The organism is Pseudomonas sp. SJZ077, from assembly GCF_007993905.1.
GTDB classification, from domain to species: domain Bacteria; phylum Pseudomonadota; class Gammaproteobacteria; order Pseudomonadales; family Pseudomonadaceae; genus Aquipseudomonas; species Aquipseudomonas mandelii.
In genome coordinates this window covers 68,375-93,007 of the sequence record NZ_VIUJ01000013.1, presented here as the reverse complement: position 1 = coordinate 93,007, position 24,633 = coordinate 68,375, and the positions used below count along the sequence as shown (strand labels likewise).

The window sequence follows — 24,633 nt, the reverse complement described above, 5'->3', positions numbered from 1 at the left end:
ACAATGACTGCCGGCGCCATGAAAATAAAAAGCGGCCAACTGCAGCCATGATCAGACGTTGCCTGACACAAAAGGCCGCGCATTATAACCAGCGTTCTATCATTCAGGGGCATCGCAGGCATTAGCGCGAGGGCCGGATTTCTGGCAGTGAAGGAAAAATCTGCTAACAATGCACACGGTGCGTATAACGGCAGCTACGCCATAATGCGCGCCGAGATCAAAGGAGCATCCAATGAGCAGCACTGCAAACAATGCTGAAGGCGAAAAAATTCTTATTGTTGACGACGATCCAGGGCTGAGCAGCCTGCTGGAACGCTTTTTCGTCAGCAAGGGCTACCGCGCCCGCGCCGTGCCGAACACCGAACAAATGGATCGCCTGCTGGCGCGTGAAGTGTTCAACCTGGTCGTCCTCGACCTGATGCTGCCCGGCGAAGACGGTCTGACCGCCTGCCGCCGGCTGCGCACGGCGAACAATCAGATCCCGATCATTATGCTGACCGCCAAGGGCGATGAGCTGAGCCGCATCAAGGGCCTGGAACTGGGCGCCGACGATTACCTGGCCAAGCCCTTCAACCCGGATGAGCTGATGGCCCGTGTCAAAGCGGTCCTGCGCCGTCAGTCGACACCTGTGCCGGGCGCACCGGGCAGCGAAGACGAAAGCGTGACCTTCGGTGACTACGAACTGTCCCTGGCCACCCGCGAACTCAAGCGCGGTGACGAAGTGCACATGCTGACCACCGGTGAATTCGCGGTGCTCAAGGCCTTGGTCATGAATGCGCGTCAGCCACTGACTCGCGACAAGCTGATGAACCTGGCCCGTGGCCGTGAATGGGATGCCCTGGAGCGTTCCATCGACGTGCAGATTTCCCGTCTGCGCCGGATGATCGAGCCTGACCCATCCAAACCGCGTTACATCCAGACGGTCTGGGGCGTGGGCTACGTGTTCGTTCCGGATGGCGCCGCCACCAAGTGATCGGCGATTTGTAGGAGCGGGTCTTGCGGACAATCGTCCGCAGACTCGCGATCCGCAATATGCGAGCATCGCTCGCTCCTGCAAGTGTGTAGCGGTTATTCATGAAAACCCCCGTTTGGTTCCCCCAGAGTTTCTTCTCCCGCACCCTGTGGCTGGTGCTGATCGTCGTCCTGTTTTCCAAGGCACTGACCCTGGTTTATCTGTTGATGAACGAAGACGTGCTGGTGGACCGCCAATACAGCCACGGTGTCGCCCTGACGCTGCGCGCTTATTGGGCCGCTGATGAAAAGAACCGAGAGAAAATCGCTGATGCTGCCACCCTGATCAGGGTCGTGGGCGCGGGTGTGCCGGAAGGCGAGCAACATTGGCCTTACAGCGAGATCTATCAGCGGCAGATGCAGGCTGAGTTGGGTGCCGACACCGAAGTGCGATTACGCATGCACTCACCGCCGGCCCTGTGGGTTCGGGCACCTAGCCTGGGCGATGGCTGGCTGAAAGTGCCGCTGTATCCGCATCCGTTGCGCGGCCAGAAAATCTGGAACGTGCTCGGCTGGTTCCTTGCTATCGGCTTGCTGTCCACCGCCTCGGCGTGGATCTTCGTCAGCCAGCTCAATCAACCCTTGAAACGTCTGGTGTATGCCGCACGGCAACTCGGCCAGGGGCGCAGCGTGCGCCTGCCGATCAGTGACACGCCGAGCGAGATGACCGAGGTGTATCGCGCCTTCAACCAGATGGCTGAAGACGTCGAGCAGGCCGGTCGCGAGCGCGAGCTGATGCTGGCCGGGGTGTCACACGACCTGCGTACACCGCTGACCCGTTTGCGCTTGTCCCTGGAATTGATGGGCGACCACAACGACCTCACCGACGCGATGGTGCGTGACATCGAAGACATGGACGCGATCCTCGACCAGTTCCTCGCGTTTATCCGCGATGGTCGTGACGAGTCTGTCGAGGAAGTGGACCTGATTGACCTGGTTCGTGAAGTCGCTGCGCCGTATAACCAGAACGAAGAAAAAGTGCGTCTGCGCCTGGAACCGATCCAGGCGTTTCCCTTGCGTCGGGTGTCGATGAAGCGGCTGCTGAACAATTTGATCGGCAACGCTTTGCACCATGCTGGCAGCGGGGTTGAGGTGGCGGCTTATGTCTCCGGTGATACCAGCGCGCCGTACGTGGTGCTGAGCGTCATGGACCGTGGGGCAGGGATTGATCCGTCGGAACTGGAGGCGATCTTCAACCCGTTCACCCGGGGTGATCGTGCCAGGGGCGGGAAGGGGACAGGACTTGGACTGGCCATCGTGAAGCGGATCGCTTCGATGCATGGCGGGAATGTCGAGTTGCGCAATCGGCCGGGTGGCGGGCTTGAAGCTCGGGTGCGGTTGCCGCTTGGGCTTATGTTGCCGCGGGATGCGGTTTAACAGCTGACTACTCCAATCATTCCCACGCTCTGTGTGGGAATGCAGCGCTGAACGCTCGGCGTCCCGGCAACAGCCGAACGCGGAGCGTCCGTTAGAGCATTCCCACGCAGAGCGTGGGAATGCTCGGTGGGTCAGCCCTTGCCTTTGGTGCGCGTCATATTCGGCCCGCCATTCTTCTCAAGATGCTCGATGATGATCCCCGCCACATTCTTCCCGGTGGTGGTCTCGATCCCTTCCAGCCCTGGCGACGAGTTCACTTCCATCACCAGCGGCCCGTGATTGGAACGCAGGATATCCACGCCCGCCACCGCCAGCCCCATGACCTTGGCCGCCCGCAACGCGGTCATGCGTTCTTCCGGGGTGATCTTGATCAGGCTGGCACTGCCACCGCGATGCAGGTTGGAGCGGAACTCCCCAGGCTTGGCCTGGCGCTTCATCGCCGCGATCACCTTGTCGCCCACCACGAAGCAGCGAATGTCCGCGCCCCCGGCTTCCTTGATGTATTCCTGAACCATGATGTTCTGCTTCAGGCCCATGAAGGCCTCAATCACCGACTCTGCCGCCGTCGCCGTTTCACACAACACCACACCGATGCCTTGCGTACCTTCCAGCACCTTGATCACCAGCGGTGCGCCGTTGACCATGTCGATCAGGTCGGGAATGTCATCCGGGGAGTGCGCAAACCCGGTGACGGGCAAGCCGATGCCGCGGCGCGAGAGCAGTTGCAGTGACCGCAGCTTGTCCCGCGAACGGGCGATGGCCACCGATTCATTGAGCGGGAAAACCCCCATCATTTCGAACTGACGCAACACCGCGCAGCCATAAAACGTCACAGACGCACCGATCCGCGGGATCACCGCGTCGAAACCTTCCAGCGGCTTGCCGCGGTAATGGATCTGCGGTTTGTGGCTGGCAATGTTCATATAGGCGCGCAGGGTGTCGATCACCACCATTTCATGTCCACGCTCGGTACCGGCTTCGACCAGACGACGAGTGGAATACAGACGCGGGTTCCGCGACAGCACAGCGATCTTCATGCAACACCTGTGGAAGAGGTAGATACCGGGAACACCGGCTTGTCTTGTACATATTTGATGCCCGGATTGACCACCAGTTGGCCGTCGATCAGGGCTTTGGAGCCGAGGAGCAGGCGATAACGCATGGACTTGCGGCAGGCGAGGGTGAATTCGACCCGCCATACCCGATCACCCAGGGCCAGTGTGGTGCTGACCACGTAACGCATCTGAGCGTGACCGTTGGAGCTTTTGATGGTTTTGCGCGTCACCAGTGGCGCCTCGCAGCGTCGATGGCGCAACTGCACCACCGTGCCCAGGTGCGCGGTGAAGCGCACCCAGCTTTCACCGTCGCGCTCGAACGGCTCGATGTCGGTCGCATGCAGGCTTGAGGTGCTGGCGCCGGTGTCGATTTTTGCGCGCAGGCCCGCGACTCCCAGATCCGGGAGCGCCACCCACTCGCGCAGACCGATAACGGTCAAATGGTCAAATGTCTTCAATAGGAAAAAACCGGCGATTAACGCGTCCAGGCCTCAGGTGCTACCTGGGCCAACGCTTTGAATGCAGGCTTGGCGAACCAGTAACCCTGCATCAGAAATATTCCACAGTCCGCCAGGAAATCCCGTTCTCCGGCGCTTTCGATGCCTTCGGCGATGACTGTAACGTTCAACTCCGCACACATTGTGACAACCCCTCGGACGATCGCCTGACGAACACGGTCGCGATCGACATCGCGGATCAGTGCCATGTCGAGTTTGATCAGGTCCGGTTGGAAATCAGCCAGCAGATTGAGCCCCGAGTAGCCCGCGCCGAAATCGTCGATGGCGGTCTTGAAGCCGAATTCGCGGTATTCACGCAGAATATTAGTCAAATGGCGATAGTTATCTACGTGCTCGCTTTCCAGGGTTTCGAAAATCAGCCGGTTGATGGGGAAGTTGTGTGTTTTCGCGGCTTCCAGAGTGGTGCGGATGCACAGCTCCGGGCGGTACACGGCGTTGGGCATGAAGTTGATGGACAAGTGTGTCTGCATGTTTAGATTGGCCGCTCCTGCAATGGCGCGGGTCCGGCAGAGCTGGTCGAAGCGGTAGCGATTTTCCTCGGTGACCTGGTCGAGCACCGACAGTGCGCCTTCCCCGGCAATGCCACGCACCAACGCTTCGTGAGCAAAAACTGATTGGTCGCGCAAATCGACGATCGGTTGGTAGGCAAAAGAAAAATCGAAGCCCAGCGGCTCGCTTTGCTGGCAGCCCTGGCAACCGCCCTGAGGCGAGGTCAATGAAGACGGGAATATAGTCACTCGATCACTCCATGCCGGTGAGCCGGCCAAGATCACAGTCTATCTGGGGGGCCGAGTTCTTGCGCCCGACAGAAACGGTAGTACAGTTCCGACTATGGGCTGAAAGAGGAATTCCAGTGGCACAAAAAAACGAAGAGGACGACAAGGTCCGTCTCGATAAGTGGTTGTGGGCCGCGCGTTTTTATAAAACACGTGCCTTGGCCAAGGCGGCAATTGAAAGCGGCAAGGTGCATTGCCGTGGTGAGCGCTGCAAACCGGGCAAGGAGCCGAGGGTGGGCGACGAGTTTCAGATTCGTGTGGGGTTCGAGGAACGCACGGTGGTGGTCCAGGCGCTATCGATTGTGCGCCGTGGCGCGCCAGAGGCTCAGACGTTGTATGCGGAAACCGATGCCAGCATCGCCAAGCGCGAAGCGGCTGCGGCCATGCGCAAGTCCGGCGCGTTGGGCATGAGCACCGATGGCAAGCCAAGCAAGAAACAGCGGCGGGATTTGTTCAAGTTTCGTGGGAGCAGTAACGACGAGTGAGGTAGATGCTTCTGTGTCGTCTGGGCTGAAGTCTTCGCGGGCAAGTCACGCTCCCACAGGTATAGCGCCGACCTTTGTGGGAGTGAGCCTGCTCGCGATCGAGTGCGCAGCACTCGCCGGCAGCACCACAAAATCAGGCCCTAAGCACCACACTCATCCGCGAAACTCCCCACATCGAATGGGCGCAGACTTGCAATCGCCCAGATGCGTAGCCATATCGGGTTGCTGGCCAGCGGCGCATTCAGCAGATGAAACAGCCACTCGTCGAAAATCACACACAGCATCTGACCCGTAGGCCATAACCAAAAGGCCAGCAGCGCCAGAGGCACGAAATTGCACAGAGCCAACCGGCGCAGGTTCCACCTTGCTTGGAACAAACCCGGATTGTTCATAAAATGCCTCCCATGGCTGAACGTCGCGCACCAAAGCGGTGCTGCAAAGGCGCAATTTTCACGGTTGTAACCATTTTGTCATTACTTCAGAACCCAGACCTATGACCGATCTACCGGATACCGACTACACCCAACGCTTCATCTTCGATGACAGCGACACCCGCGGCGAGCTGGTTTCGTTGGAACGGAGTTACGCTGAAGTCCTCGCCAAACACCCGTATCCGGAGCCGGTCGCGCAACTGCTCGGCGAACTGATGGCGGCCGCGTCGCTGCTGGTCGGCACGTTGAAGTTCGATGGCTTGCTGATTCTTCAGGCCCGTTCCGACGGTCCGATTCCGCTGCTGATGATCGAGTGCTCCAGCGAGCGTGAAATCCGTGGCCTGGCCCGTTACGACGCCGACCGGATTGCCCCCGACGCGACCCTCGCCGACCTGATGCCCAATGGCGTGCTGGCACTGACCGTCGACCCGACACAGGGTCAGCGTTACCAAGGCATTGTCGACCTGGATGGCGAAACCCTGTCGGAGTGCTTCACCAACTACTTCGTCATGTCGCAACAGGTTGGCACCCGGTTCTGGCTGTACGCCGATGGCCGTCGCGCCCGCGGCATGTTGTTGCAGCAACTGCCTGCCGACCGCTTGAAAGACCAGGAAGAGCGCGAGGACAGTTGGCAGCACATCACCGCGCTGGGCAACACCCTGACCGCCGACGAATTGCTGAGCCTGGACAACGAAACCGTGCTTCATCGCCTCTACCATGAAGAACAGGTGCGCCTGTTCGATGTGCAGAGATTGCGTTTCCGTTGTAGCTGCTCGCGAGAACGTTCGGCCAATGCTCTGGTCAGTTTGGGCATGGAAGACGCGCAGGCGCTGGTCATCGAGCACGGCGGCAACATCGAGATCGATTGCCAGTTCTGCAACCAGCGCTACCTGTTTGACGCGGCCGATATCACCCAATTGTTCGCCGGTGCGGGTGTCGAGACACCGTCAGATACCCGGCACTAAAACGGTTCAGCGCAGGTAAGTTCACTGGATAGCGCCGGAATAACGCCGTTCTGACGGGAGGGCCCTACTATTTTTGGGCGTTTCTGGCATAATCCGGCCCACTTTTTGTCGCGGTAGTAGTGCACGACTTTCTACTACAAAACGTTTGGAGCACACTCGGCCACTGGCCGACGGGGAATCTCATGACGCAAGCCAATAACGCCGTGTACACCGATCTGAGTGTTGATGATCTGGTAAAAGAAGCTCTGAATCGCGGTGAAGGCGAGCTTGCCGACACTGGCGCACTGGTTGTTCGCACCGGTCACCGTACCGGCCGCTCGCCAGTCGACCGTTTCATCGTTGAAGAGCCGTCCACTCAGGCCGCCATTGCCTGGGGCCCGATCAACCGCAAGTTCCCGGCCGACAAGTTCGATGCCCTGTGGGACCGCGTCGAGGCCTTCAACAACGCGCAAGAACATTTCGTTTCCCACGTCCATGTAGGTTCGGCTGAAGAGCACTACTTGGCCGTGAAAATGACCACTCAGACGGCTTGGCAGAACCTGTTCGGTCGTTGCCTGTTCATCAACCCGGCTCAGTACAACCCGGCCGGTCGTGAAGAGTGGCAAGTTCTGAACGTCGCCAACTTCGAGTGCGTTCCAGAGCGTGACGGCACCAACTCCGACGGCTGCGTGATCATTAACTTCGCCCAGAAGAAAGTGCTGCTCGCCGGCATGCGTTACGCCGGTGAAATGAAGAAAGCCATGTTCTCGGTGCAGAACTTCCTGCTGCCGGCCGCCGACGTGCTGCCAATGCACTGCGCTGCCAACATCGGTGAAGCGGGCGACGTGACCCTGTTCTTCGGCCTGTCGGGCACTGGTAAAACCACCCTGTCCGCCGACGAAAGCCGTTACCTGATCGGTGACGACGAACACGGCTGGGGCGAAGGCGTTGTCTTCAACATCGAAGGCGGCTGCTACGCCAAGTGCATCGACTTGTCCGAGAAGAACGAGCCGGTCATCTGGAAAGCCATCAAGCACGGCGCCGTCCTGGAAAACGTCGTCATCGACGATGCCAAGCACGCCGACTACGCCGACGTCAGTCTGACCCAGAACAGCCGCGCCGCTTACCCGCTGGAGCACGTTGCCAAGCGTTCCGAGAAGAACCTCGGTGGCGAGCCAAACGCTGTGATCTTCCTGACCTGCGACCTGACCGGCGTACTGCCGCCAGTCTCGATCCTCAGCGAAGAACAAGCGGCCTACCACTTCCTGTCCGGCTACACCGCGCTGGTGGGCTCGACCGAAATGGGTTCCGGCAGCGGCATCAAGTCGACCTTCTCCACCTGCTTCGGCGCACCGTTCTTCCCGCGTCCGGCCGGCGAATACGCAGAACTGCTGATCAAGCGCATCCGCGGCTTCGGCTCCAAGGTTTACCTGGTCAACACCGGCTGGACCGGCGGCGGCTACGGCGTTGGCAAACGCTTCAACATCCCGACCACCCGTGGCGTGATTGCAGCGATCCAGAGCGGCGCGTTGATCGGTGCAGAAACCGAGCACCTCGACACCATCAACCTGGACGTGCCGTTGGCAGTGCCAGGTGTTGAGACTGGCCTGTTGAACCCACGTAACACCTGGGCTGACAAGGCTGCTTATGATGAAGCGGCCAAGGCGCTGGCTGGGTTGTTTGTTGAGAACTTCAAGAAGTTTGAAGTGAGCGACGCGATCAAGGCTGCAGGTCCTAAGCTGTAAGGCTTGGATTTAGCGAATGAAAAAGCCGCCCTTTGAGGGCGGCTTTTTTGTGGGCGTTTGGTTTCACCATCCAACTCACAACTGCCAATATTCCAGCTGTGTTGGCGCTAAACGACCAGAATAATGGCACTTATGTGTTGGGCTCGATGCCTTCCAGTTGCTGCGTATCCCACCGTTGCATTTTGATCGCTTGGTAAAGCATGCCGATGGTCAGCGGGATTTTGTCACCGCGACCCTTTGCCTTTCGCTTGAGATGCACATCAAACCCTTCGGGCTGAAAGTAGCGATAGGCGTCGTAGTCATCGAGGTCGATCCCGAACTGTTGTTCCAGCGATTCCATCAAATGCCGCGCATCAGCGCCATTGCAGCCCAGGTCGAAGTTGATCGAGGTGGTGAGGCTGATGGTTTTGCGTTCGGGCAGGCCGAGCTCTTCGTGCAACAGCTGCATGAGCAGGTGCATGACTTGGTCGTCGGGGAAGTTGGGGGAGAGGTTCATTGCGGGGGTGTCCGGTTGGGCTTGGATGGATCTTATTGATCGGCAGGCTTGTGGGGAAGGGCGGGAGCGGGTTGTGACGGTTTGTCTTGTTAGTATTTGGCGAGCGCTTCTTCTCGCGTTGGCAGTGGTTTGTCGAGGTCTGCCGGGGATGTGTCGAAACCAGCGAAATGCAGACTGGCCAGGTAATTAGAGCGGCACACCTTTTCGTAGTGCGCTTGTTTGTGTTTGAACGTTAATTCAGACATCACGATTGTCTCAGGCGTTGAAGGCTTGATCGAATGCAGCCCGGGACGCTCTGCGTCCCAAGAGCCGAACGCGGAGCGTCCGTGGAGGCGTTCCCACGCGGAGCGTGGGAACGATCTTTTCACTCGGCGTCAGGCAGGTGCTTTCCAGCCCATCATGCGTTGTTGGGCGACTTGGAGCAGGTCGCAGCCGTCCTGGGCCAAGAGGTAGAGCGCGTGGGTGATGTGGGGGATGTCTTCGACGTCGCCGTGTTTGAAGCAAACGCAGTGCAGGGTTTTGAGGAGGTCGCTGGAGGCTCGGATGCGCTGGAGGGCGGCTTCGAGGATGTCCTGGGGGTTGGCCTCTGTGTCGATGATCAGGGGCGGGGAATCGGTTAGGTTGGTTTGCAGTGGGAGGTAACGATCGTTTGTAAGTGTCATTATTTGTAGCCTCAAATGCATCAGAAAGAACCGCCGCCACCGTGACCAAGCGATGGGAGGCGGACTGTGTTCGGGTTGGTCAACCGATGAGGCTCACATCCCGGCACGCCCGAGGGCGTCCCAAACACAGCCGCCATATAGCGTGCAGGCACTTAAAGTGCCGGCAGCATACAACGGACGCTTAGATATGAGCCATTCGGGTGACCAAGCCCGAGTCGCTGATTTGGCAGCGACAGTCACGACTATAGATACGAGCTACCAAGCAGCGATAGGCGACAAAGCATCCCCGCTTGTAGGAACGGGCCGAACCTCGGTTAGGCCCTTTCCATAGGAATTTTCCGCGGCGCAATTTCTCGCGTTTTTTCGCCATCAGCCTCATCGCGTCCTCATCAGAAATGCTCGGCGTGAATCATCAAGGTTGACCTGAACCTGCTCCCACACCCATCACTTAACCAATATGCTGATAAGCCGCCACATCCTGCAGGCCAGTGGTCAACCCAGTCGCCGGCGCGTAAATCGTGCCTCTCACCGCCGAGAACTTGACCCCGTTGCTGCCTAGCGAAACGTAGCGCTCGCCCTGGTCCAGTTCGGTGAAGAAGGTGTACGAGCACTTTTCCATCGCTTTGTATTTCGCGGCGGCGCTGGCCATGGCGTTGTGGTGGTTTTGCAGGTCGGTCGGGGTCAGGTTGGTGGTTTTGTTCAGCGGCACACCCCAGCGTTTCAAGCACACTTCGGCAAAGTGGCGGACGATCAGGCCGGGTTCGGCCAGCGCTTTAGGGCCGCTGACACCATCGGCGGCGGCGTTGCCGACCAGCGTGCCGTGGCGGCCGGGCATCGGGTAGATGTGAGTGCGGGTGCCGGTGGCCGTTTGCGGGATGACGCAGCTGAAGCCTTTGGAGCGTTCGTCCCGGGCGTAGAAGCCAACGTATTCTTTTACGTTGGCATTCAATTTGACTTTTTCTTCCTGAAAGTTACCGATGCCCGGTACCGGATCTATCGCAAAGATGTTCACCGGGATGTTCTTCAGTGCGCTGTCCTTGAACATGGCATTGGCCAGCATATGGCAACTAATGCCGCCGCGGCTCCAGCCTACCAAGTTGACGTTGGTTGGAATAACGCCGTCCTTGCGGAATGTTTTGATGATTTGTTCCTGTAACTTCTGTTGGGTCACGCTGCGGTCGCCGTAGTTGTACTTGCGCCACAACCAGGAACCTTCGACGATCACATCTTCAATAGGGATTCCGGCAGCCTTGAGACGGTTGTATTCAGCCTCGGTCAGTTTTTCACGTTCCCAGTCGCATTTGCCTTTGATGATGTTGATGGCGTGTTTGACGTTTTCTTCCCAGCCCTTGCCGAACAGCGTGCCGCTCAGGCCGTAGTCCCCGGATTTGGTGAACAGCTCGTCGGCTTGCAGGTTGCTGGTGCCGGGGCCGTCAATCACGATCCATTCGGCAAATTCGCGGCCGCCGTGATGGGAAGCCAGTGTCGAGACCAGTTCGCCGTTCCAGTAAGTCGGGTTCTGGTTGTCGAATTTGGTCGAACCGGTGCCGCAGAAGAAAATAGTTAATGTAGTCATTGTAGTGCTCTTGATGGGTTTAAGAGCTTGCAGACTAGTGTTTGTTATTTGCAAGTTGAAGAAGTTAGTTGTTTCTGTATTTGTGTTTTTAAAGTTCTGTTCGTTGTCTTGCAACTTCAAGAAGTTCGCAGCCGTCCTGCGTTAATAAATAAAGTGCATTCACTATGTGAGGAATATCCTTCACATCCGCCTGTTTGAAGCACAGGCAGTAAAGTGTTTCGAGCAGGTCGCTGGCGGCGCGCAGACGTTGGTGGGCGGCGTCGAGGATTTCGTGAGGGTCGGCCTCGGTGTCGATGACCAACACGGGCGATTCGCTGTAGCGGGTTTTGAGCGGGCGATAGCGGTCTTGCATGAGGTCCGTCCTGTTTTCAGCGGCGACGCAAACTATAGAGGCGTACTTCCTGGCGTCGCAATACAGCGCAAATGGACGGGATTTGTAGGGGATTTACTTGCGTTGTGGCTTTTTGCCTACGTGTACCCCGAGGCTTTTTTCAGCAAATCCCCTAGAAGTCGAATTTCCTACATGTTTGTCAGGCGCAACGCAGCAATCCTCTGTATGGTGCGCGCCAGAATCTGTAGGACGTTTCGAAAACGTCTGTTCAATGCTTAAAGGGAATTAGGTATGCAATGGCTACGTATGGCCTCGATTTTGTTGCTGTGGGCAGGTGTTTGTCGTTTGGCGGGCGCAGCTGACACGGATAATTCGTTAATCCTCGCCAATGTGGATCGCACCGGTTGGCCAGATGCGATGACAAGCCAGGCCAATGTGGACACTGCGTCCCGCGCCGAAGTGTTGATGTTCGGTAAGGCGCTGCTGGCCAGCGAAATGCTCGACGAACAAAGTCTGAAACAGCGACTGGGCGTGCAGGATGTAAAGCTCAAGTCGGTCAGGCGAGTGCGTGACGGGTTGTGGGATCGGTTACTTATCACCTACCGCGGCGCCAGTCAGAACTGCGACGGCGAACCCTTCTGCCCTCGCGTGCGAAGCGTCGCCGATTTGCGTCAGTTGGCGGCAGCCTTCACGGGTGAAATCAGCCCGGCCCATGCGGTTTGGGTGAGCAAGAGCCAAACCGTTCACGAGCAAGCGCTGAATGATCAATTGCGTGTGGCGGTGTTGGTGCCCTGAGGGCTCTCGAAAGTCTTGCGGAGACTGCTCTGGTCTTTTCGCGAGCGGTTCGCTCCCACACTATTTTGAAATGCATTTCCCTGTAGGAGTGAGCCTGCTCGCGATAGCGATCTGAACGCTGCCCAACCCTCATGCCTTGCCGTGTCCAGGTTGCATCCGCTGTATCATCCCGTATCGTTTTGGTCCCCGACCTTTTCTCGACTCGCTGCGTTTGCCGGCTAGGCTTTGGGCTTCGCAGCGGTCAACGGAGTGACAGCTTATGCACAACACCCTGGAACAGGTTTTCGGTTATCCACAGTTTCGACCCGGCCAGGAGGCGGCGGTCAGCGCGGTGTTGGCCGGGCGCTCGGCGGCGGCGATTTTCCCCACCGGCTCAGGCAAGTCCCTTTGTTATCAATTGCCGGCGCTTTTGCTACCGCACCTGACGCTGGTGGTCTCGCCGCTGCTGGCGTTGATGCAAGATCAGTTGGCGTTCCTTCAACGCCATGGCATTGCGGCGGGCAGCATCGATTCGGCCCAGAGTCGGGACGACGCAAGTGATGTGATGGCCCGGGCCAGGTCCGGCGAACTGAAGATTTTGATGATCTCTGTGGAGCGCCTGAAGAACGAGCGCTTTCGCAATTTCCTGCAGCAGGTGCCCATCTCGTTGTTGGTGGTGGACGAGGCGCACTGCATCTCGGAGTGGGGCCACAATTTCCGTCCCGACTATCTCAAGCTTCCCGACTACCAGCGCCAGTTCAACATTCCGCAGGCGCTGCTGCTGACCGCCACTGCGACGCCCAAAGTGATCGCGGACATGGAGGCCAAATTCGCCATCGCACCCGAAGACGTGGTGACCACCGGTTTCTACAGGCCGAACCTCAATCTGCTGGTCGAGCCGGTACGCGGTCAGGACAAGCGCCGACGTCTGGTCGAATGGATGAGCGAACGTCCGGGCCAGCCGAGTATCGTCTACGTCACCCTGCAAAAAACCGCCGAGCACATCGCCGAACACCTGGGCCGTAACGGCATACAGGCCGAGGCCTATCACGCCGGTTTGCCCCACGAACAACGCGAAGCCATTCAAAAACGGTTCATGGGCGGGCAGTCCAATTGCATCGTCGCCACCATCGCCTTCGGCATGGGCATCGACAAGAGCGACATCCGCAACGTGGTGCATTTCGATCTGCCCAAATCCATCGAAAACTACAGCCAGGAAATCGGCCGCGCCGGACGAGACGGGCAGCCATCCGACTGCCTGGTATTGGCGAACCGCGACAGCCTCAACGTGCTGGAAAACTTCGTCTACGGCGACACGCCGGAACTGGACGGCATTCGTTGTGTGCTCGATGAGATGCAAGCTGCCGCGCCGGAGGGGCAGTGGGAGTTTCTGTTGGGGCCCTTGTCGGACCAGAGCAACATTCGCCAGCTGCCGCTCAAGACCTTGCTGGTGCAACTCGAACTGCGTGGTTTGATTGCCCCGCGTTACGCCTATTACGCCGAATACCGCTTCAAGTATTTACAAGAACCGGAAGCTTTGCTGGCCCGCTTCGAGGGCGAGCGCAAAGATTTTGTCGCGGCCATCATCCAGACCTCCAGCCGCGCCCGAACCTGGGCAACGGTGAATTTCGACGCTCTCTATGAACAGCATCAAGCCGAGCGCAACCGGGTGGTCAAGGCGCTGGATTATTTCCAGGAGAAAGGCTGGGTCGAGCTGGAAAGCAAGCAGATGACCGAGGTCTACAGCCTGCTGCAAGCGAATGTCGACAGTCAGGCACTGAGCGCCGAACTGCACGCCTATTTCACCCAGCACGAACGTACCGAGATTGCTCGGATTCACGCGATGCTGGATCTGTTTGCCACCGACCACTGCCTGGGCTATCGCCTGGCCGAGTACTTCGGCGATGAAAACGCGCCTCGTCAGTGTGGACATTGTTCGGTGTGTCATGGGCACGTGGCGCGACTGCCATCGCCGCCGGAATTGCCGGCGCTTGTGGAAAAAAACTTTGAAGCGCTGTGCGATGATTTTATCCACAGGCATGAACAGCACACCGGCAATGTGCCGTCGGCTGAACGCGTAACGCGGTTTTTGTGCGGGATCAGCGTGCCGCTGTTTACCAAGCTCAAGGCGCGAGCGACTCCCGGATTTGCGACGCTGGAGAACTATCCATATGCCGATGTGCGGGCTTGGGCAGAAGTGGCTTTGTCAAAATGAGGGGGCGCAGGCATGGTTGCGAGCAGCTATGCCTCGCCTCGTTGATTAATCAGTTTTTTTTGGAAATACAAAGAACTTGAACATCAGGAAAAGAAAACCGGCAACGGCAAATATGGAAAATACCTGGACCCACTGATGCGGGTAGCCGAGATGGTCCACCATGATGATTAGAAGGGACAAATTCAAGGCATACCCAAGGCTATGCGCAAAAATATAACGCGCCCCAGCACTCATCAGATTGCCATCATGGGAAAAGGTCCATTTTCGGTTACTGATAAAACTGATGGCGGTACCCACCGCGTAGAGTACGCTCATCGTGATTTTCGGTGTGCCGCCATAATAGGTAATCAACAAATAGATCAAATAGCCTAGAAAGTTAGTTATCAGACCGATTACGCCGTAACGCACTAACTCGATAATTGTCTTTTTCTTGGGGAGCTTGCCCAGTGATTTACGCATCTACCCAAACCGCCAGACCAAAACCGGATTTGCCATAACCATTACCGTTGTAGAGCATGTAACGTTGGTCTTTATGGATAAACACGTAGGGGTATTCGATCATCTCCGAGTCCCAATCATCAGCCGAGACATCAATGCCGCAAGCGCTCAAATCCAACTGCCAGGCGTGACCATCATTACTGCGCGCATACCCGATCCTGTAGGATTCCCCCGCACCACTTCGATAAGAAAACCACATTTCAAACCCGGTTTCTGTCGAGCCTATGACTGTTGGTCTCGAGAACGCTTGTGCTTGCCCAATAACGTAGGGAACCGCCAATCCTCGCCGATTCCAATGATGCCCGTCGGTAGAGGATGCGTAGTTCAAGGTATGCAGCATCTCTCCATTGCCGGCATCCCAATTTGCGGTTGAGCCGTACCACATATCGTAACCATCGCTGTCACGGCGCATCACCCAAGGGTAGGAAAGACTAATGGGATCGGTAGCATCAGCACCCATGAAAGGCACCTGACTCTCAAGTTTCAACGTGAGATCCGCATTGACGATCAGTCGACCGATATCACCACGCCAATGGCCGGCTGCTGGGTTTTGCCAACCCATAAATAGCATGTACCGAATGCCGTCGGCCTCATAACAATTGCCGATGCTGACGCCATCTGCAAAAAAGCTTCCTTCGTTGCCATGCACAAACATCGGTTCGTCATGTTCACAGATCACTTGGCGAGTGATGATGTTGACATCAACCGCGCCCACTGAGGACCGGTTGTTGGCGTCTCTTCCGCTGTAATAAATCCGATAAACGTCGCCTTCAAGCAAAACGGGTAAGGGATTGGCAACGTGAGTCAAAAGCTTTGGATGCCGTCCGGTAATGGGGGGGCGGTAGAGCAGTCCCAGTTTTTTCCAGTGAGGGGTCATATCTTCCTCAACTTGGTGCTTGGCACTTTGGAGCGCTCAGTCGCTGAACCGACGTACAAGCCCTCGGGTTCGGCATCACTCAAGAGCAAGGCACCTGCACCGATGACGCACCGTTCACCGACTTTGATGTGATCGCGCAGCGTTGCGTTAACACCGATAAAGCACTGCTCACCGATGTCGACGCCTCCAGAAACCACCACGTGGGAAGCAATGAAGGCGTGATCCCTGATCGTGGAGTGATGGCCAATATGATTACCGCTCCACAGCGTCACGTTGTTGCCGATGGTGACAAAGGGCTGGATGGTGTTGTCTTCGAAAATGAAGCAGTTCTCTCCGATACGTCCTTCATTCAAAACCGTTGCGTGAGAGCTGATAAAGTTTGCAAACCGGTAGCCCATTGCCTTGCCGGCAAGGTACTTTTCTTTGCGCACAGCATTGAGTTTCGAGTAGCTCAATGCGACGAACAATTCGAATCGATCTGGCGGATACTGCGTAGAGAGCTCCTCAAATGCGCATACAGGAAGCCCGCAAAATGTCGGGTCGGTGACGTACGCCGCGTTGACAGTAAACGCGACAACTTCATAGTCTGAATCCGAGGAAAAATAATAATGGGCAAGTTGTGCAATATCGCCCGCTCCAAAGATAATCAACGGTTTCTTCATGGTTGTTTCCTCACCAGGATGGTGAACTCATAGAGATCATAATCATGAAGAAGCGCCACATTGCGCGAATAACGACGTTTACAAAGATCGAACAGTTTGCAAGGGTCAGCGTAGTAAAGATATTCACGCATCTTGTCGGCATCGGAGTAGGACGTCAGGCAATTGAAGGCGAATCCCAATCGGCTGGTCTTGTCGAGCGTATCGAGTACACCTTCAAGGTAAGTGGACCACTCTAAATCTGTTCTGCCCAGGCGGACGTTGAAAATGCCACTCGCAATTCCGTAGTCAGCGGTTCGCATGGGTTCGCTGCCGACATGGAACTGTACGTGGGATTGACCGTTGTAACGCAGCCTTGCGGCATTGACCATGTCTTCAGACACATCGATGCCGTCGTAGGAAAATGCGCTGTGTCGCTCCTGCAAAAAGTCGTAGAACGCACCGTAGCCACTGCCGACATCATTGATGGAAAAGGGCTTTTCGCTGTCAATGATGTTGTTGAGTTGCTTAAACCGCAGGTACTGCCCTTCTTTACCATTCCAGTCCACCCCTTGAGGCGTCTCGCCGTGCTCGGCAAGTTTCGAGGAGTAGTACTCGGCAACTTCAGACAAAAGTTCGGTTTTATCGCTTTCCATGAACTTGCCTCACAATGGTATAGGGACGCTGTTTGGTCTCGGAGAATATCTTTGACAAATAAATGCCGACAACACCTATAAAAGAAATGATCATCCCGCCCAACAGCCAAATAGAGGCCATCACCGAGGTCCAGCCATCGACGGGTGTGGCCTGCGTGAGTTTGATGATCAGTAGATAAGTGATGTAAACGCATGACAACAGTGAAATGGCCAGGCCAATATAAAAAATACCAATCAGTGGTGCATTGCTGAATGAGGTGACGGAATTGACCAGCAGCGACATTTTCCGGCGAAACGTATACGTTGTTTCGCTAGTGCTGTGTTTTTTTATGAGGCGAGGGTTTTGAACGAAACCTGTGATGTGCCACAGGCCTGCCATAAACACTTCACGTTCTTGATGGCTGAGCAGTGCATCCACATAACGACGGGTCATCAATCGTGCAGTCACGATGTTCTCTGGAAGGTTGAGGCCCGTGAGTAGCCTGAACAAGCCATAGAACCAGCGCCCACTGATACGCTCCAGAAAATTGCCTTTGCGTCGTTCCTGCACGCCATAGACCACGTCATTTTGGTCTTCTGCCATTTGTTGCGCGAACGTGAGCAGCCATTCCGGTTCTTCTTCCAGATCACTATCGATCAGAAATATGCGCTCACCGGTGGCGTGTGCCAGGCCGGTCATCATCGCCTTGTGATGGCCGAAATTGCGCGACAGGTCGACAACCACGACGTGGCCGTCCTGCTCGGTCAAACGCACTGCGGTTTCCAGACTGTTGTCGGGTGAGCCATCGTTTACAAGGACGATTTCATAATCATCGCCAACCAGCTTTTGTGCGGCAGCGCTTGCTCGCTGGTGAAACTCAGCCAGGTAAGCAGCTGATTGATAAAGCGTCGCTACAATTGATAGTTTCATTGGCGTATGAATTTCATGAAGTTAGGCGTTTCTTTCCCACAATTGAATAACAAATCAAGAATGGTTACGTAGTGAGAAAAATCTCCCCAGAGCTGCGGATACTCAGGGTAGCCGGAATAGTCAAACCAGCTTAGCTGAATACCTCGGTCGAAGAACACATCGGCCTCAACGTAATCCCGTGCTGCCGGGCCGGAAATGTACTCGGTGGCGCCAGCCTGCACACAGAGGTCCGCCAGGCGTTCGGTCTTGCCGTCGCTCAACGTATAGTCCGAAGAATTGCTGATGACCGTCGTAATCCCCAGATAGGTACAGATGCGCTCGAGAAAGGCTCTATTGAGGTCAGACAGCCGCGTGTAGGGACCTGTAAAGAGAGGTTCAAGCCAGGCTGAAATCTCTTCGAAGTGCGGCGAACGGCGATAATTTTGCTGCAAGGATTTCCAGTGAACCGACGCCCACTCGGAACCCTCGATTTCGGTTTCGAAAATTGTCTGGTGGTATTTGCCTTTGACTTTAACGGGCACGGTTAGCCATTGCAGACCCTGAGGTGTCTTGATCTGGTTTCGGTTGCGCCAGTCACGCCGGGTGTATTGCATGTCGTCATAGAGAATGAATTCATCGACAGCGGCAATCATGTCGAAATAACCCTTCCAGGGTATGTAATTGGATTGCACGATAGCGATTTTTTTCATTTCGTTCAGACACCTCTTAAATGAATAAAATGCATGATTTATAAATCGTCCAGGTTCACACAGCAATAACCCATGTCATCACTCTTTTGTACATTACGAAACTGCAATGGCATCCATTCGCAGCGTGAAATGACACCAGGACTTTTCAGTTTTTTCAAGAAGGGCAATAGTCGACCATTTGACAGGTCGCCGCCGAAGCCATATTCGGATACATAAAGAACATGTATGGGGTTTTTCGCTTTCATATAAGCGAAATACGTCATGTGATCGACAACCATATTTCGTGTGTTGTCCGGAGGCAGACCACAGGATGCACCAAGCTTCTCAATGGATTTCAAGTGGGATTGGGTATTGAAAACCGGAATGGACAAGGGTTGGCCAGGCAGCGTTGCTGCCGCAGACGCAGAGTTTTTTAGCGTGGCGGGAAATACTGCTAATAAGAGCGTCATCATCGAAAGGATGGAAATGATCAAGATGGCTGAGTAACCAACAGCCGAGTATCCACGCCATTTTGGGATGATGATGTTATGCAATAACAAAGCGGCCAGGATGATGGCGATGGGTAAAAATTGGGTAGCTGCGTAGAAATTCTGAATATTGAAGAAAAGCGCATTGAATATGTCGGCGGATGCCAGCAATGCGGCCAGAAAGACGGGTGCGGATAACTTTCTTCTTACGATGTTGATCATAAAGATCAATAAGCCAGCAAGGTGCGTGCCGATGATAAAGGCGTAAAGCAGATATTTGATAACGAAGTTCAAGTACAGGAAAAAGCTGTCACTGCTTTCAATCGGCGGCAGCCAACCCGATTGCGAAACCGGATTGAAGGTCAAATGTAAAAGTAGTTTGTCCGGGAAATTCAGAAGGTTGTTTGACGCTGCGTTGATAAAATCAAGCGGTGCAGAGAATAACATTCCTGGCAACAGTGTGTTGGCAGCCAGTAACGCTTGCATTGCAGGTGCATCTGTACAAGCGGCAATAGCGTTCGATTCGTGGAGTACTTGAGCAAACAGCACCAGCGCATAGACGAGCAATGCGCAACGGATTAGCGTGTGATAAGTCTCGGTGGTCAACCACAGGGCGACCAATAAAAAAGGGAGGAAGAACAGGCTTTTTGGATGGACATAAAAAAAACAGGAAAGTATAAATGTCATCAGCAATGCCCCCAGGCATTGTTTAAACACGGTTTTTTCGGCTTTAAAATAAAACGCGGTTAAACAAAAAACCAGAATAGGCAATGTCATAAACTGTTCGGAGCGAGACAGGACCAATAGATATGGCAATACGCCTAGTGATGAAAATGCAATAAGGCCGGCAAGACGTGTCATGCCGGATTTTTCATTTGTTTGCTTAAAGCACCAGAATGTAAGCAGGCCAAACCAAACCAGTGTTAAAACAATCCCGCTTAATCTCGTCCCAAGAGGGCTCAGGTTGCTATATATCGTCGAAATCAATGCAGCGGCGGGATAAAAGACCCAGGAGACAGCCCGGTCGGACATTGTCGAGCATTGTGGAAAGAAAGACACCAAATGTTGGTCTTCAAGAAAAAACCTCGACACACTCCACTTTGACACAATTTCGTCAGAGTAGACGGGTATGACAATCCCGGACAGCAATGTAAAAAAAAATAGTCCGATAACTATGGAGGCGGTTCGTTCTGTAATTTTGTACATAGTTACGGCCTTGTGGGTGAAGCGGTACAGTTGTGAGCGGGCAATGCGCCTGCTGCTTTATAACGAGAATGCGACACTTTTTGAATGTCGAGGTGCACCGCTATAAGGCGGCCTCTCCCATGATATATTTTTGTTGATTAGTTGCTGGTCGCATTCAATAACAAGTCGGCAATTTTGTTTTGCTGCTGTTCGGTGAGCCCTACCCACATTGGCAGTCTTATCAAACGTTCCGACTGTTGGTTGGTCACCGTCAGTGGTCCGTGTGCTCGTCCATAGCGCTGTCCTGCTGGAGAGGAATGTAACGGAACGTAGTGAAATACCGCATCTACGGCGTTTTGTTTCAACCTGGTCAATACGTGTTGACGGTCAAATTTCGGATCAAGCAATACGTAATACATATGCGCGTTATGATGGCACTCATCCGGCACTATCGGACGTCGTAAAATACCTTTCTGTTCAAAGGGGGCTAGCAGTTCGTGGTAATGCTGCCAACTCGCCAGGCGCTGGGCGGTTATTGATTGTGCCTCTTGCAATTGTGCCCACAGGAACGCTGCCGTCAGTTCTCCGGGCAAAAAAGAAGAACCTACCTCTTGCCACGTGTATTTATCGACCTCTCCTCGGAAAAATCGACTGCGATCAGTGCCTTTTTCCCGAATTATCTCAGCGCGCAACGCCAGGTCGTCGTCATTCACCAATAACGCTCCGCCTTCGCCGGAAATCACGTTCTTGGTCTCGTGGAAGCTGAAAGCACCTAAATCACCGATGCTCCCCAAGGCTCGCCCTTTATAGCTAGCCATCACTCCTTGAGCGGCGTCTTCCACGACTTTCAGGCCGCGCCGCCGAGCGATGTCCATGATGGTGTCCATTTCGCATGCAACTCCTGCGTAATGGACTGGGACTATCGCCTTCGTGCGGGGCGTAATGGCTGCCTCAATCAGGCGTTCGTCGAGGTTCAGAGTGTCTTCTCTGATGTCGACGAATACAGGCACCGCACCTCGCAAAACAAAGGCATTGGCGGTGGAGACGAAAGTGTAGGAAGGCATGATGACTTCGTCACCGGGCTGGATGTCCAGCAGCAACGCGGTCATTTCAAGAGCAGCAGTACATGAGTGGGTCAAAAGCGCTTTGACAGACCCGGTTGTTTCTTCGAGCCAGCGGTGACATTTCTTGGTGAACGGACCATCTCCAGCGAGCACATTACCGAGCTTCGCCTGTTCAATGAAATAAAACTCCTTACCTGTCATATAAGGTCGATTGAACGGGATTTTTCCGATACTCACGCGATGCCTCCGGGCCTGAATAGTTGTAGTGGTGTAGCCAGTCAGCAGATTGTTACTTTTTTGTATTTAGCCTGGCGAAACTTTAATCGAAGGGCCGCGATATATTCATCCGCCGATAGGCAGGTTCGGCTGTGCGGATCATAACTTAACGCTCCGCTGAAGCCCACATTCACCCAAGGTGCGCACAGGTCGGTTCCCGAATTTACGGCGACTTTTTTCGATCCATCCGCTGAATGTCCCTCATCACAGGAATAAATTTCAAAAATACCCGGCGGCTGACTATGGTGAGGGCTGTCTTTGGATCGCCAACAAGAGAGCAAACATGAGCCAGACACCGTTCAACATTCAGCGCGCCGCCGTGATTGGTGCGGGCACCATGGGCCGTGGCATTGTCATGTGCCTGGCCAATGCCGGGGTGCCGGTGCAATGGGTCGATAACAACCCGCAGATGCTGGAACAGGCGCTGATTACCGTGGCGGACACCTACGCGCACAATGTGCGCCAGGGTCGCATCGATCAGGCCGAGGCGGATGCGCGCATCGCTCGGGTCACGGCAGCGGCTGATTATGCGGCGATCCGCGAGGTTGACCTGGTGATCGAAGCGGTTTACGAAAACCTTGAGCTCAAGCAAAAGATCTTTCGCGAACTGGACGGGCTGCTCAAACCCGAAGCCATTCTGGCCAGCAACACTTCAGCGCTGGATATCGACGCCATCGCCGCGGCGACTCGCCGTCCGGCTCAGGTCCTGGGGCTGCACTTCTTCAGCCCGGCGCACATCATGAAATTGCTGGAAATCGTTCGCGGTGCGCAGACTTCGCCCGCCGTACTCGATGCGGCGCTGGAGCTGGGCACGCGCATGGGCAAGGTCAGCGTGGTGGCGGGCAACTGTGAGGGTTTCATCGGCAACCGCATGCTCAATACCTACGTGCTTGAAGCGCGCAAGATGCTGCTTGAGGGCGCTTATCCCTATCAGGTGGATGCGGCGCTGCAAGGCTTCGGTTTTGCCATGGGGCCGTTTCGCATGTACGACGTGGTGGGCGTCGACCTGGGATGGCGGGCTCGGGAACTGGCAGGCACAGGCCAGGATGCGCCTGAGGTTCAGGTGGATAACCGTCTGTGCGAACTGGGGCGATTTGGTCAGAAGAGCGGCAATGGCTATTACCACTATGAGCCGGGCAGTCGACAGGCTGAACACGATCCTGAAGTCGATGCGCTGGTGCTAAGTGTTAGCGAAGGGCTTGGCTTCCAGCGTCGGGAGATAAGCCCTGAGGAGATTCTTGAGCGCTGTCTGCTGGCACTCGTCAATGAAGGCGCGAAGATCCTTCAGGAAGGTATTGCGGGGTCGGCGCACGACATTGATCTGGTGTACCTCAACGGTTATGGCTTCCCAGCGGTCAAGGGCGGGCCAATGGCGTGGGCGGATCAGCAAGGGCTGGCGGATATTCATCAGCGTTTGATGGCGCTGGAGACTCGCCAGGGCGATCACTGGAAGCCGGCGCGGTTGATTGGTGAGTTGGAGTTGATGGGTAAAGGGTTTGCTGACAAGTAATTGATGCAGCGCCTGTACCGGCGCTTTCGCGAGCAGGCTCGCTCCCACAAGGGATCTCGGTGGCCCACCCCTTCAAGTCTAAACATACAAGCGAGCCTGCTCGCGATGAATACAGCGCGGTATTCTCCTTAGACTGGCAATCCAACTCCAGGAATCGACACGATGTCCAACCCGATGCCCCAACGCACCGACTACCCGCACTTCCAGCCCATCACCACCCGCTGGCACGACAACGACGCCTACGGTCACGTCAACAACGTCACTTACTACAGCTTCTTCGACACGGCAGTGAATACCTACCTGATCGAAATCGGTGGCCTGGATATCCATGACGGCGAGGTGGTGGGTTTTGTGGTGAGTTCGTCTTGCGATTATTTCGCCTCCATCGCCTTTCCGGAGCGGATCGAGATCGGTCTGCGGGTGGGCAAGTTGGGTAACAGCTCGGTGCAGTACGAACTGGCGGTATTCAAGGCCGGGGAAGACGAGGCCTGCGCGGCGGGGCGCTTCGTGCATGTGTTTGTGGATCGGACGTCGAATCAGCCGGTGGCGATCCCTGCCGGATTGCGTGGTGCATTGGAGCGTCTGGTGGTTTGACGGACAAAAAAAATCGCAGCCCTTGGGCTGCGATTTTTTATCTATCGGTCAGCGAAGCCGTTCAGGCCTCAATGATGACGATAGTGCTTCTTATGTTTGCGATGACCGTAGGCATGACCTCGGCCCGGGTGGCCGTCACGGTAGTAGCGACGATCATCACGGCCGCCGCGATAGGAGCGACGATCATCGTCTTCATCGCTCTTGTTGCCCATGTAGTTACCCAGCGCGCCACCGGCGCCGCCGCCTGCTGCGGAGCCGATCAGGCTGCCGGTGGTGCCGCCCATGCTGCGGCCGACCACGTTACCGCCTGCTGCGCCCAACGCACCACCAATGGCGGCTTCGCCACGGCTGCGTTTGTCTGCGCCGACTGCGCTACCACCCGCGCCGCCCAAGGCCGCGCCAATGGTGGAACCCGTATTACCGCCAAGCGACTGACCGACGACCGAGCCAAGAACCCCGCCCAATGCGCCGCCCACACCTGCTTCGGTGGTGCCTCCGGCAGAAGCGAAGCCACTGACCAGGCCAAGGGACAACAAGAGAATCGAGGAGAACTTCATAGAGGAACCTCAAGGGGATGACGGCGCGATCCTGAGGCTGTGTCGGGGTTGTGACAATCGAAATCCGACGAGTAACACGACTTGAGCACATTTCTATAAGTTGCTGTTTTTTGGGCGGAACTTAACGGTTTTTCGCCGGTCTTTAGCTACTTCCGATAGGCCGTTTTTGTGAAAAAGCGGCCTTTTTTGTGGGCGATTGGAAAGTACCGAAAGGGGCCCGATCATGTGTTGTCATGTCGGACGCCTTCGCGGGCAAGCCTCGCTCCTACAGGATTCGTGTCATGTACAAAAAAAATGCGTAAGACACCGATCCTGT

The 24,633-nt window shown here is 55.7% G+C and carries 26 protein-coding genes and 1 pseudogene; 9 read left to right on the top strand and 18 right to left on the bottom strand.

What is annotated here, in order from left to right; genetic code table 11:
* Nucleotides 1-232 precede the first annotated feature (232 nt).
* Both ompR and FBY01_RS19710 read left to right on the top strand, forming a co-directional pair.
* Nucleotides 233-973: a two-component system response regulator OmpR gene (ompR, locus tag FBY01_RS19715; protein WP_010464774.1), complete on the top strand. Its 741-nt coding sequence runs from the start codon at nt 233-235 to the stop codon at nt 971-973.
* Nucleotides 974-1,074: 101 nt separating this feature from the next.
* Nucleotides 1,075-2,388, top strand: coding sequence for an ATP-binding protein (locus FBY01_RS19710; RefSeq protein ID WP_010464772.1), 1,314 nt, complete (start codon nt 1,075-1,077; stop codon nt 2,386-2,388).
* Nucleotides 2,389-2,519: 131 nt separating this feature from the next.
* On the opposite strand, the gene rimK is transcribed toward FBY01_RS19710, so the two are convergent.
* The 3 genes from rimK to FBY01_RS19695 all read right to left on the bottom strand — a co-directional run bounded on the left by rimK (nt 2,520) and on the right by FBY01_RS19695 (nt 4,698).
* Nucleotides 2,520-3,425 (bottom strand): 30S ribosomal protein S6--L-glutamate ligase, encoded by a 906-nt coding sequence (rimK, locus tag FBY01_RS19705; RefSeq protein ID WP_007949201.1) that lies wholly within the window; start codon nt 3,423-3,425, stop codon nt 2,520-2,522.
* Complete coding sequence (locus tag FBY01_RS19700) at nt 3,422-3,841, bottom strand: ATP-dependent zinc protease (RefSeq protein ID WP_229801818.1); 420 nt, start codon at nt 3,839-3,841, stop codon at nt 3,422-3,424. Before FBY01_RS19700 ends, rimK begins: the two co-directional genes overlap by 4 nt.
* A 77-nt stretch (nt 3,842-3,918) precedes the next feature.
* A complete protein-coding gene (locus FBY01_RS19695; RefSeq protein ID WP_102593423.1) occupies nt 3,919-4,698 on the bottom strand; it encodes an EAL domain-containing protein in 780 nt (259 codons plus the stop codon).
* A 116-nt stretch (nt 4,699-4,814) separates the two neighbouring features.
* On the opposite strand from FBY01_RS19695, the gene FBY01_RS19690 reads away from it, so the two are divergent.
* Nucleotides 4,815-5,222 carry an RNA-binding S4 domain-containing protein gene (locus FBY01_RS19690; protein ID WP_010464763.1) on the top strand — a complete coding sequence of 136 codons (408 nt, stop codon included), beginning with the start codon at nt 4,815-4,817 and terminating at the stop codon, nt 5,220-5,222.
* A 173-nt stretch (nt 5,223-5,395) separates the two neighbouring features.
* Here the strand turns inward: FBY01_RS19690 and FBY01_RS19685 are convergent.
* Nucleotides 5,396-5,614 (bottom strand): annotated as a pseudogene (locus FBY01_RS19685) (phosphoesterase); the annotation flags it as partial.
* Nucleotides 5,615-5,715: 101 nt separating this feature from the next.
* Between FBY01_RS19685 and hslO the strand changes: the two are divergent.
* Both hslO and FBY01_RS19675 read left to right on the top strand, forming a co-directional pair.
* Nucleotides 5,716-6,618 (top strand): Hsp33 family molecular chaperone HslO, encoded by a 903-nt coding sequence (hslO, locus tag FBY01_RS19680; protein WP_010464758.1) that lies wholly within the window; start codon nt 5,716-5,718, stop codon nt 6,616-6,618.
* Nucleotides 6,619-6,800: 182 nt separating this feature from the next.
* The gene (locus FBY01_RS19675) at nt 6,801-8,342 is read left to right on the top strand and encodes a phosphoenolpyruvate carboxykinase (protein ID WP_077747502.1); all 1,542 of its coding nucleotides are present in this window, start codon (nt 6,801-6,803) and stop codon (nt 8,340-8,342) included.
* A gap of 130 nt (nt 8,343-8,472) precedes the next feature.
* On the opposite strand, the gene FBY01_RS19670 is transcribed toward FBY01_RS19675, so the two are convergent.
* From FBY01_RS19670 to FBY01_RS19650, 5 genes are all read right to left on the bottom strand, one after another.
* On the bottom strand, nt 8,473-8,838 hold the full coding sequence (locus FBY01_RS19670) for a DUF1493 family protein (RefSeq protein WP_077747503.1): 366 nt from the start codon (nt 8,836-8,838) through the stop codon (nt 8,473-8,475).
* 89 nt (nt 8,839-8,927) lie between these two features.
* Nucleotides 8,928-9,083 carry a YhfG family protein gene (locus FBY01_RS31895; protein ID WP_145309109.1) on the bottom strand — a complete coding sequence of 52 codons (156 nt, stop codon included), beginning with the start codon at nt 9,081-9,083 and terminating at the stop codon, nt 8,928-8,930.
* Between the two features lie 129 nt (nt 9,084-9,212).
* Complete coding sequence (locus tag FBY01_RS19660; protein WP_077747505.1) at nt 9,213-9,500, bottom strand: hypothetical protein; 288 nt, start codon at nt 9,498-9,500, stop codon at nt 9,213-9,215.
* Between the two features lie 448 nt (nt 9,501-9,948).
* Complete coding sequence (locus tag FBY01_RS19655; protein WP_145309111.1) at nt 9,949-11,076, bottom strand: hypothetical protein; 1,128 nt, start codon at nt 11,074-11,076, stop codon at nt 9,949-9,951.
* Nucleotides 11,077-11,164: 88 nt separating this feature from the next.
* Nucleotides 11,165-11,428: a hypothetical protein gene (locus FBY01_RS19650; RefSeq protein ID WP_010464748.1), complete on the bottom strand. Its 264-nt coding sequence runs from the start codon at nt 11,426-11,428 to the stop codon at nt 11,165-11,167.
* Nucleotides 11,429-11,698: 270 nt separating this feature from the next.
* Here FBY01_RS19650 and FBY01_RS19645 point away from each other — a divergent pair, with 270 nt between their 5' ends.
* Nucleotides 11,699-12,202 carry a polysaccharide deacetylase gene (locus FBY01_RS19645; RefSeq protein ID WP_145309113.1) on the top strand — a complete coding sequence of 168 codons (504 nt, stop codon included), beginning with the start codon at nt 11,699-11,701 and terminating at the stop codon, nt 12,200-12,202.
* 259 nt (nt 12,203-12,461) lie between these two features.
* Nucleotides 12,462-14,396: an ATP-dependent DNA helicase RecQ gene (locus FBY01_RS19640; RefSeq protein ID WP_145309115.1), complete on the top strand. Its 1,935-nt coding sequence runs from the start codon at nt 12,462-12,464 to the stop codon at nt 14,394-14,396.
* A gap of 45 nt (nt 14,397-14,441) precedes the next feature.
* Here the strand turns inward: FBY01_RS19640 and FBY01_RS19635 are convergent, their stop codons facing one another.
* From FBY01_RS19635 to rffA, 8 genes are all read right to left on the bottom strand, one after another.
* Nucleotides 14,442-14,855: a GtrA family protein gene (locus tag FBY01_RS19635; protein ID WP_145309117.1), complete on the bottom strand. Its 414-nt coding sequence runs from the start codon at nt 14,853-14,855 to the stop codon at nt 14,442-14,444.
* Nucleotides 14,848-15,771: a hypothetical protein gene (locus FBY01_RS19630; RefSeq protein ID WP_145309120.1), complete on the bottom strand. Its 924-nt coding sequence runs from the start codon at nt 15,769-15,771 to the stop codon at nt 14,848-14,850. Before FBY01_RS19630 ends, FBY01_RS19635 begins: the two co-directional genes overlap by 8 nt.
* Entirely contained in the window at nt 15,768-16,433 is a 666-nt protein-coding gene (locus tag FBY01_RS19625) for an acetyltransferase (protein ID WP_010464737.1), read from the bottom strand. Before FBY01_RS19625 ends, FBY01_RS19630 begins: the two co-directional genes overlap by 4 nt.
* Nucleotides 16,430-17,065 (bottom strand): trans-aconitate 2-methyltransferase, encoded by a 636-nt coding sequence (locus FBY01_RS19620; protein WP_010464736.1) that lies wholly within the window; start codon nt 17,063-17,065, stop codon nt 16,430-16,432. The genes FBY01_RS19625 and FBY01_RS19620 overlap by 4 nt, the downstream gene beginning before the upstream one ends.
* Nucleotides 17,052-17,975: a glycosyltransferase family 2 protein gene (locus FBY01_RS19615; protein WP_145309122.1), complete on the bottom strand. Its 924-nt coding sequence runs from the start codon at nt 17,973-17,975 to the stop codon at nt 17,052-17,054. The genes FBY01_RS19620 and FBY01_RS19615 overlap by 14 nt, the downstream gene beginning before the upstream one ends.
* On the bottom strand, nt 17,972-18,664 hold the full coding sequence (locus tag FBY01_RS19610; protein ID WP_010464732.1) for a WbqC family protein: 693 nt from the start codon (nt 18,662-18,664) through the stop codon (nt 17,972-17,974). Before FBY01_RS19610 ends, FBY01_RS19615 begins: the two co-directional genes overlap by 4 nt.
* Before the next feature lie 38 nt (nt 18,665-18,702).
* The gene (locus tag FBY01_RS19605) at nt 18,703-20,337 is read right to left on the bottom strand and encodes a hypothetical protein (RefSeq protein ID WP_145309124.1); all 1,635 of its coding nucleotides are present in this window, start codon (nt 20,335-20,337) and stop codon (nt 18,703-18,705) included.
* 137 nt (nt 20,338-20,474) lie between these two features.
* A complete protein-coding gene (rffA, locus tag FBY01_RS19600; protein ID WP_145309126.1) occupies nt 20,475-21,617 on the bottom strand; it encodes a dTDP-4-amino-4,6-dideoxygalactose transaminase in 1,143 nt (380 codons plus the stop codon).
* Nucleotides 21,618-21,939: 322 nt separating this feature from the next.
* Between rffA and FBY01_RS19595 the strand changes: the two genes are divergently transcribed.
* Together FBY01_RS19595 and FBY01_RS19590 are read left to right on the top strand one after the other, a co-directional pair.
* Nucleotides 21,940-23,166, top strand: a complete 1,227-nt coding sequence (locus FBY01_RS19595; RefSeq protein ID WP_145309128.1) for a 3-hydroxyacyl-CoA dehydrogenase — start codon at nt 21,940-21,942, stop codon at nt 23,164-23,166.
* Between the two features lie 162 nt (nt 23,167-23,328).
* Complete coding sequence (locus tag FBY01_RS19590) at nt 23,329-23,760, top strand: thioesterase family protein (protein ID WP_010464723.1); 432 nt, start codon at nt 23,329-23,331, stop codon at nt 23,758-23,760.
* Between the two features lie 68 nt (nt 23,761-23,828).
* Here the strand turns inward: FBY01_RS19590 and FBY01_RS19585 are convergent, their stop codons facing one another.
* Nucleotides 23,829-24,317 (bottom strand): glycine zipper domain-containing protein, encoded by a 489-nt coding sequence (locus FBY01_RS19585; protein WP_145309130.1) that lies wholly within the window; start codon nt 24,315-24,317, stop codon nt 23,829-23,831.
* Between the last annotated feature and the right edge of the window lie 316 nt (nt 24,318-24,633).

Coding starts and splice junctions, on each gene's coding strand:
- FBY01_RS19610 (WP_010464732.1), bottom strand. CDS start 18,664: ATGAAAAAAATCGCTATCGTGCAATCCAATTACATACCCTGGAAGGGT.
- ompR (WP_010464774.1), top strand. CDS start 233: ATGAGCAGCACTGCAAACAATGCTGAAGGCGAAAAAATTCTTATTGTT.
- FBY01_RS19595 (WP_145309128.1), top strand. CDS start 21,940: ATGAGCCAGACACCGTTCAACATTCAGCGCGCCGCCGTGATTGGTGCG.
- FBY01_RS19660 (WP_077747505.1), bottom strand. CDS start 9,500: ATGACACTTACAAACGATCGTTACCTCCCACTGCAAACCAACCTAACC.
- FBY01_RS19655 (WP_145309111.1), bottom strand. CDS start 11,076: ATGACTACATTAACTATTTTCTTCTGCGGCACCGGTTCGACCAAATTC.
- FBY01_RS19645 (WP_145309113.1), top strand. CDS start 11,699: ATGCAATGGCTACGTATGGCCTCGATTTTGTTGCTGTGGGCAGGTGTT.
- FBY01_RS19585 (WP_145309130.1), bottom strand. CDS start 24,317: ATGAAGTTCTCCTCGATTCTCTTGTTGTCCCTTGGCCTGGTCAGTGGC.
- FBY01_RS19620 (WP_010464736.1), bottom strand. CDS start 17,065: ATGGAAAGCGATAAAACCGAACTTTTGTCTGAAGTTGCCGAGTACTAC.
- rimK (WP_007949201.1), bottom strand. CDS start 3,425: ATGAAGATCGCTGTGCTGTCGCGGAACCCGCGTCTGTATTCCACTCGT.
- FBY01_RS19625 (WP_010464737.1), bottom strand. CDS start 16,433: ATGAAGAAACCGTTGATTATCTTTGGAGCGGGCGATATTGCACAACTT.
- FBY01_RS19590 (WP_010464723.1), top strand. CDS start 23,329: ATGTCCAACCCGATGCCCCAACGCACCGACTACCCGCACTTCCAGCCC.
- FBY01_RS19615 (WP_145309122.1), bottom strand. CDS start 17,975: ATGAAACTATCAATTGTAGCGACGCTTTATCAATCAGCTGCTTACCTG.
- FBY01_RS19650 (WP_010464748.1), bottom strand. CDS start 11,428: ATGCAAGACCGCTATCGCCCGCTCAAAACCCGCTACAGCGAATCGCCC.
- FBY01_RS19640 (WP_145309115.1), top strand. CDS start 12,462: ATGCACAACACCCTGGAACAGGTTTTCGGTTATCCACAGTTTCGACCC.
- hslO (WP_010464758.1), top strand. CDS start 5,716: ATGACCGATCTACCGGATACCGACTACACCCAACGCTTCATCTTCGAT.
- FBY01_RS19675 (WP_077747502.1), top strand. CDS start 6,801: ATGACGCAAGCCAATAACGCCGTGTACACCGATCTGAGTGTTGATGAT.
- FBY01_RS19630 (WP_145309120.1), bottom strand. CDS start 15,771: ATGACCCCTCACTGGAAAAAACTGGGACTGCTCTACCGCCCCCCCATT.
- FBY01_RS19635 (WP_145309117.1), bottom strand. CDS start 14,855: ATGCGTAAATCACTGGGCAAGCTCCCCAAGAAAAAGACAATTATCGAG.
- FBY01_RS19670 (WP_077747503.1), bottom strand. CDS start 8,838: ATGAACCTCTCCCCCAACTTCCCCGACGACCAAGTCATGCACCTGCTC.
- FBY01_RS31895 (WP_145309109.1), bottom strand. CDS start 9,083: ATGTCTGAATTAACGTTCAAACACAAACAAGCGCACTACGAAAAGGTG.
- FBY01_RS19605 (WP_145309124.1), bottom strand. CDS start 20,337: ATGTACAAAATTACAGAACGAACCGCCTCCATAGTTATCGGACTATTT.
- FBY01_RS19710 (WP_010464772.1), top strand. CDS start 1,075: ATGAAAACCCCCGTTTGGTTCCCCCAGAGTTTCTTCTCCCGCACCCTG.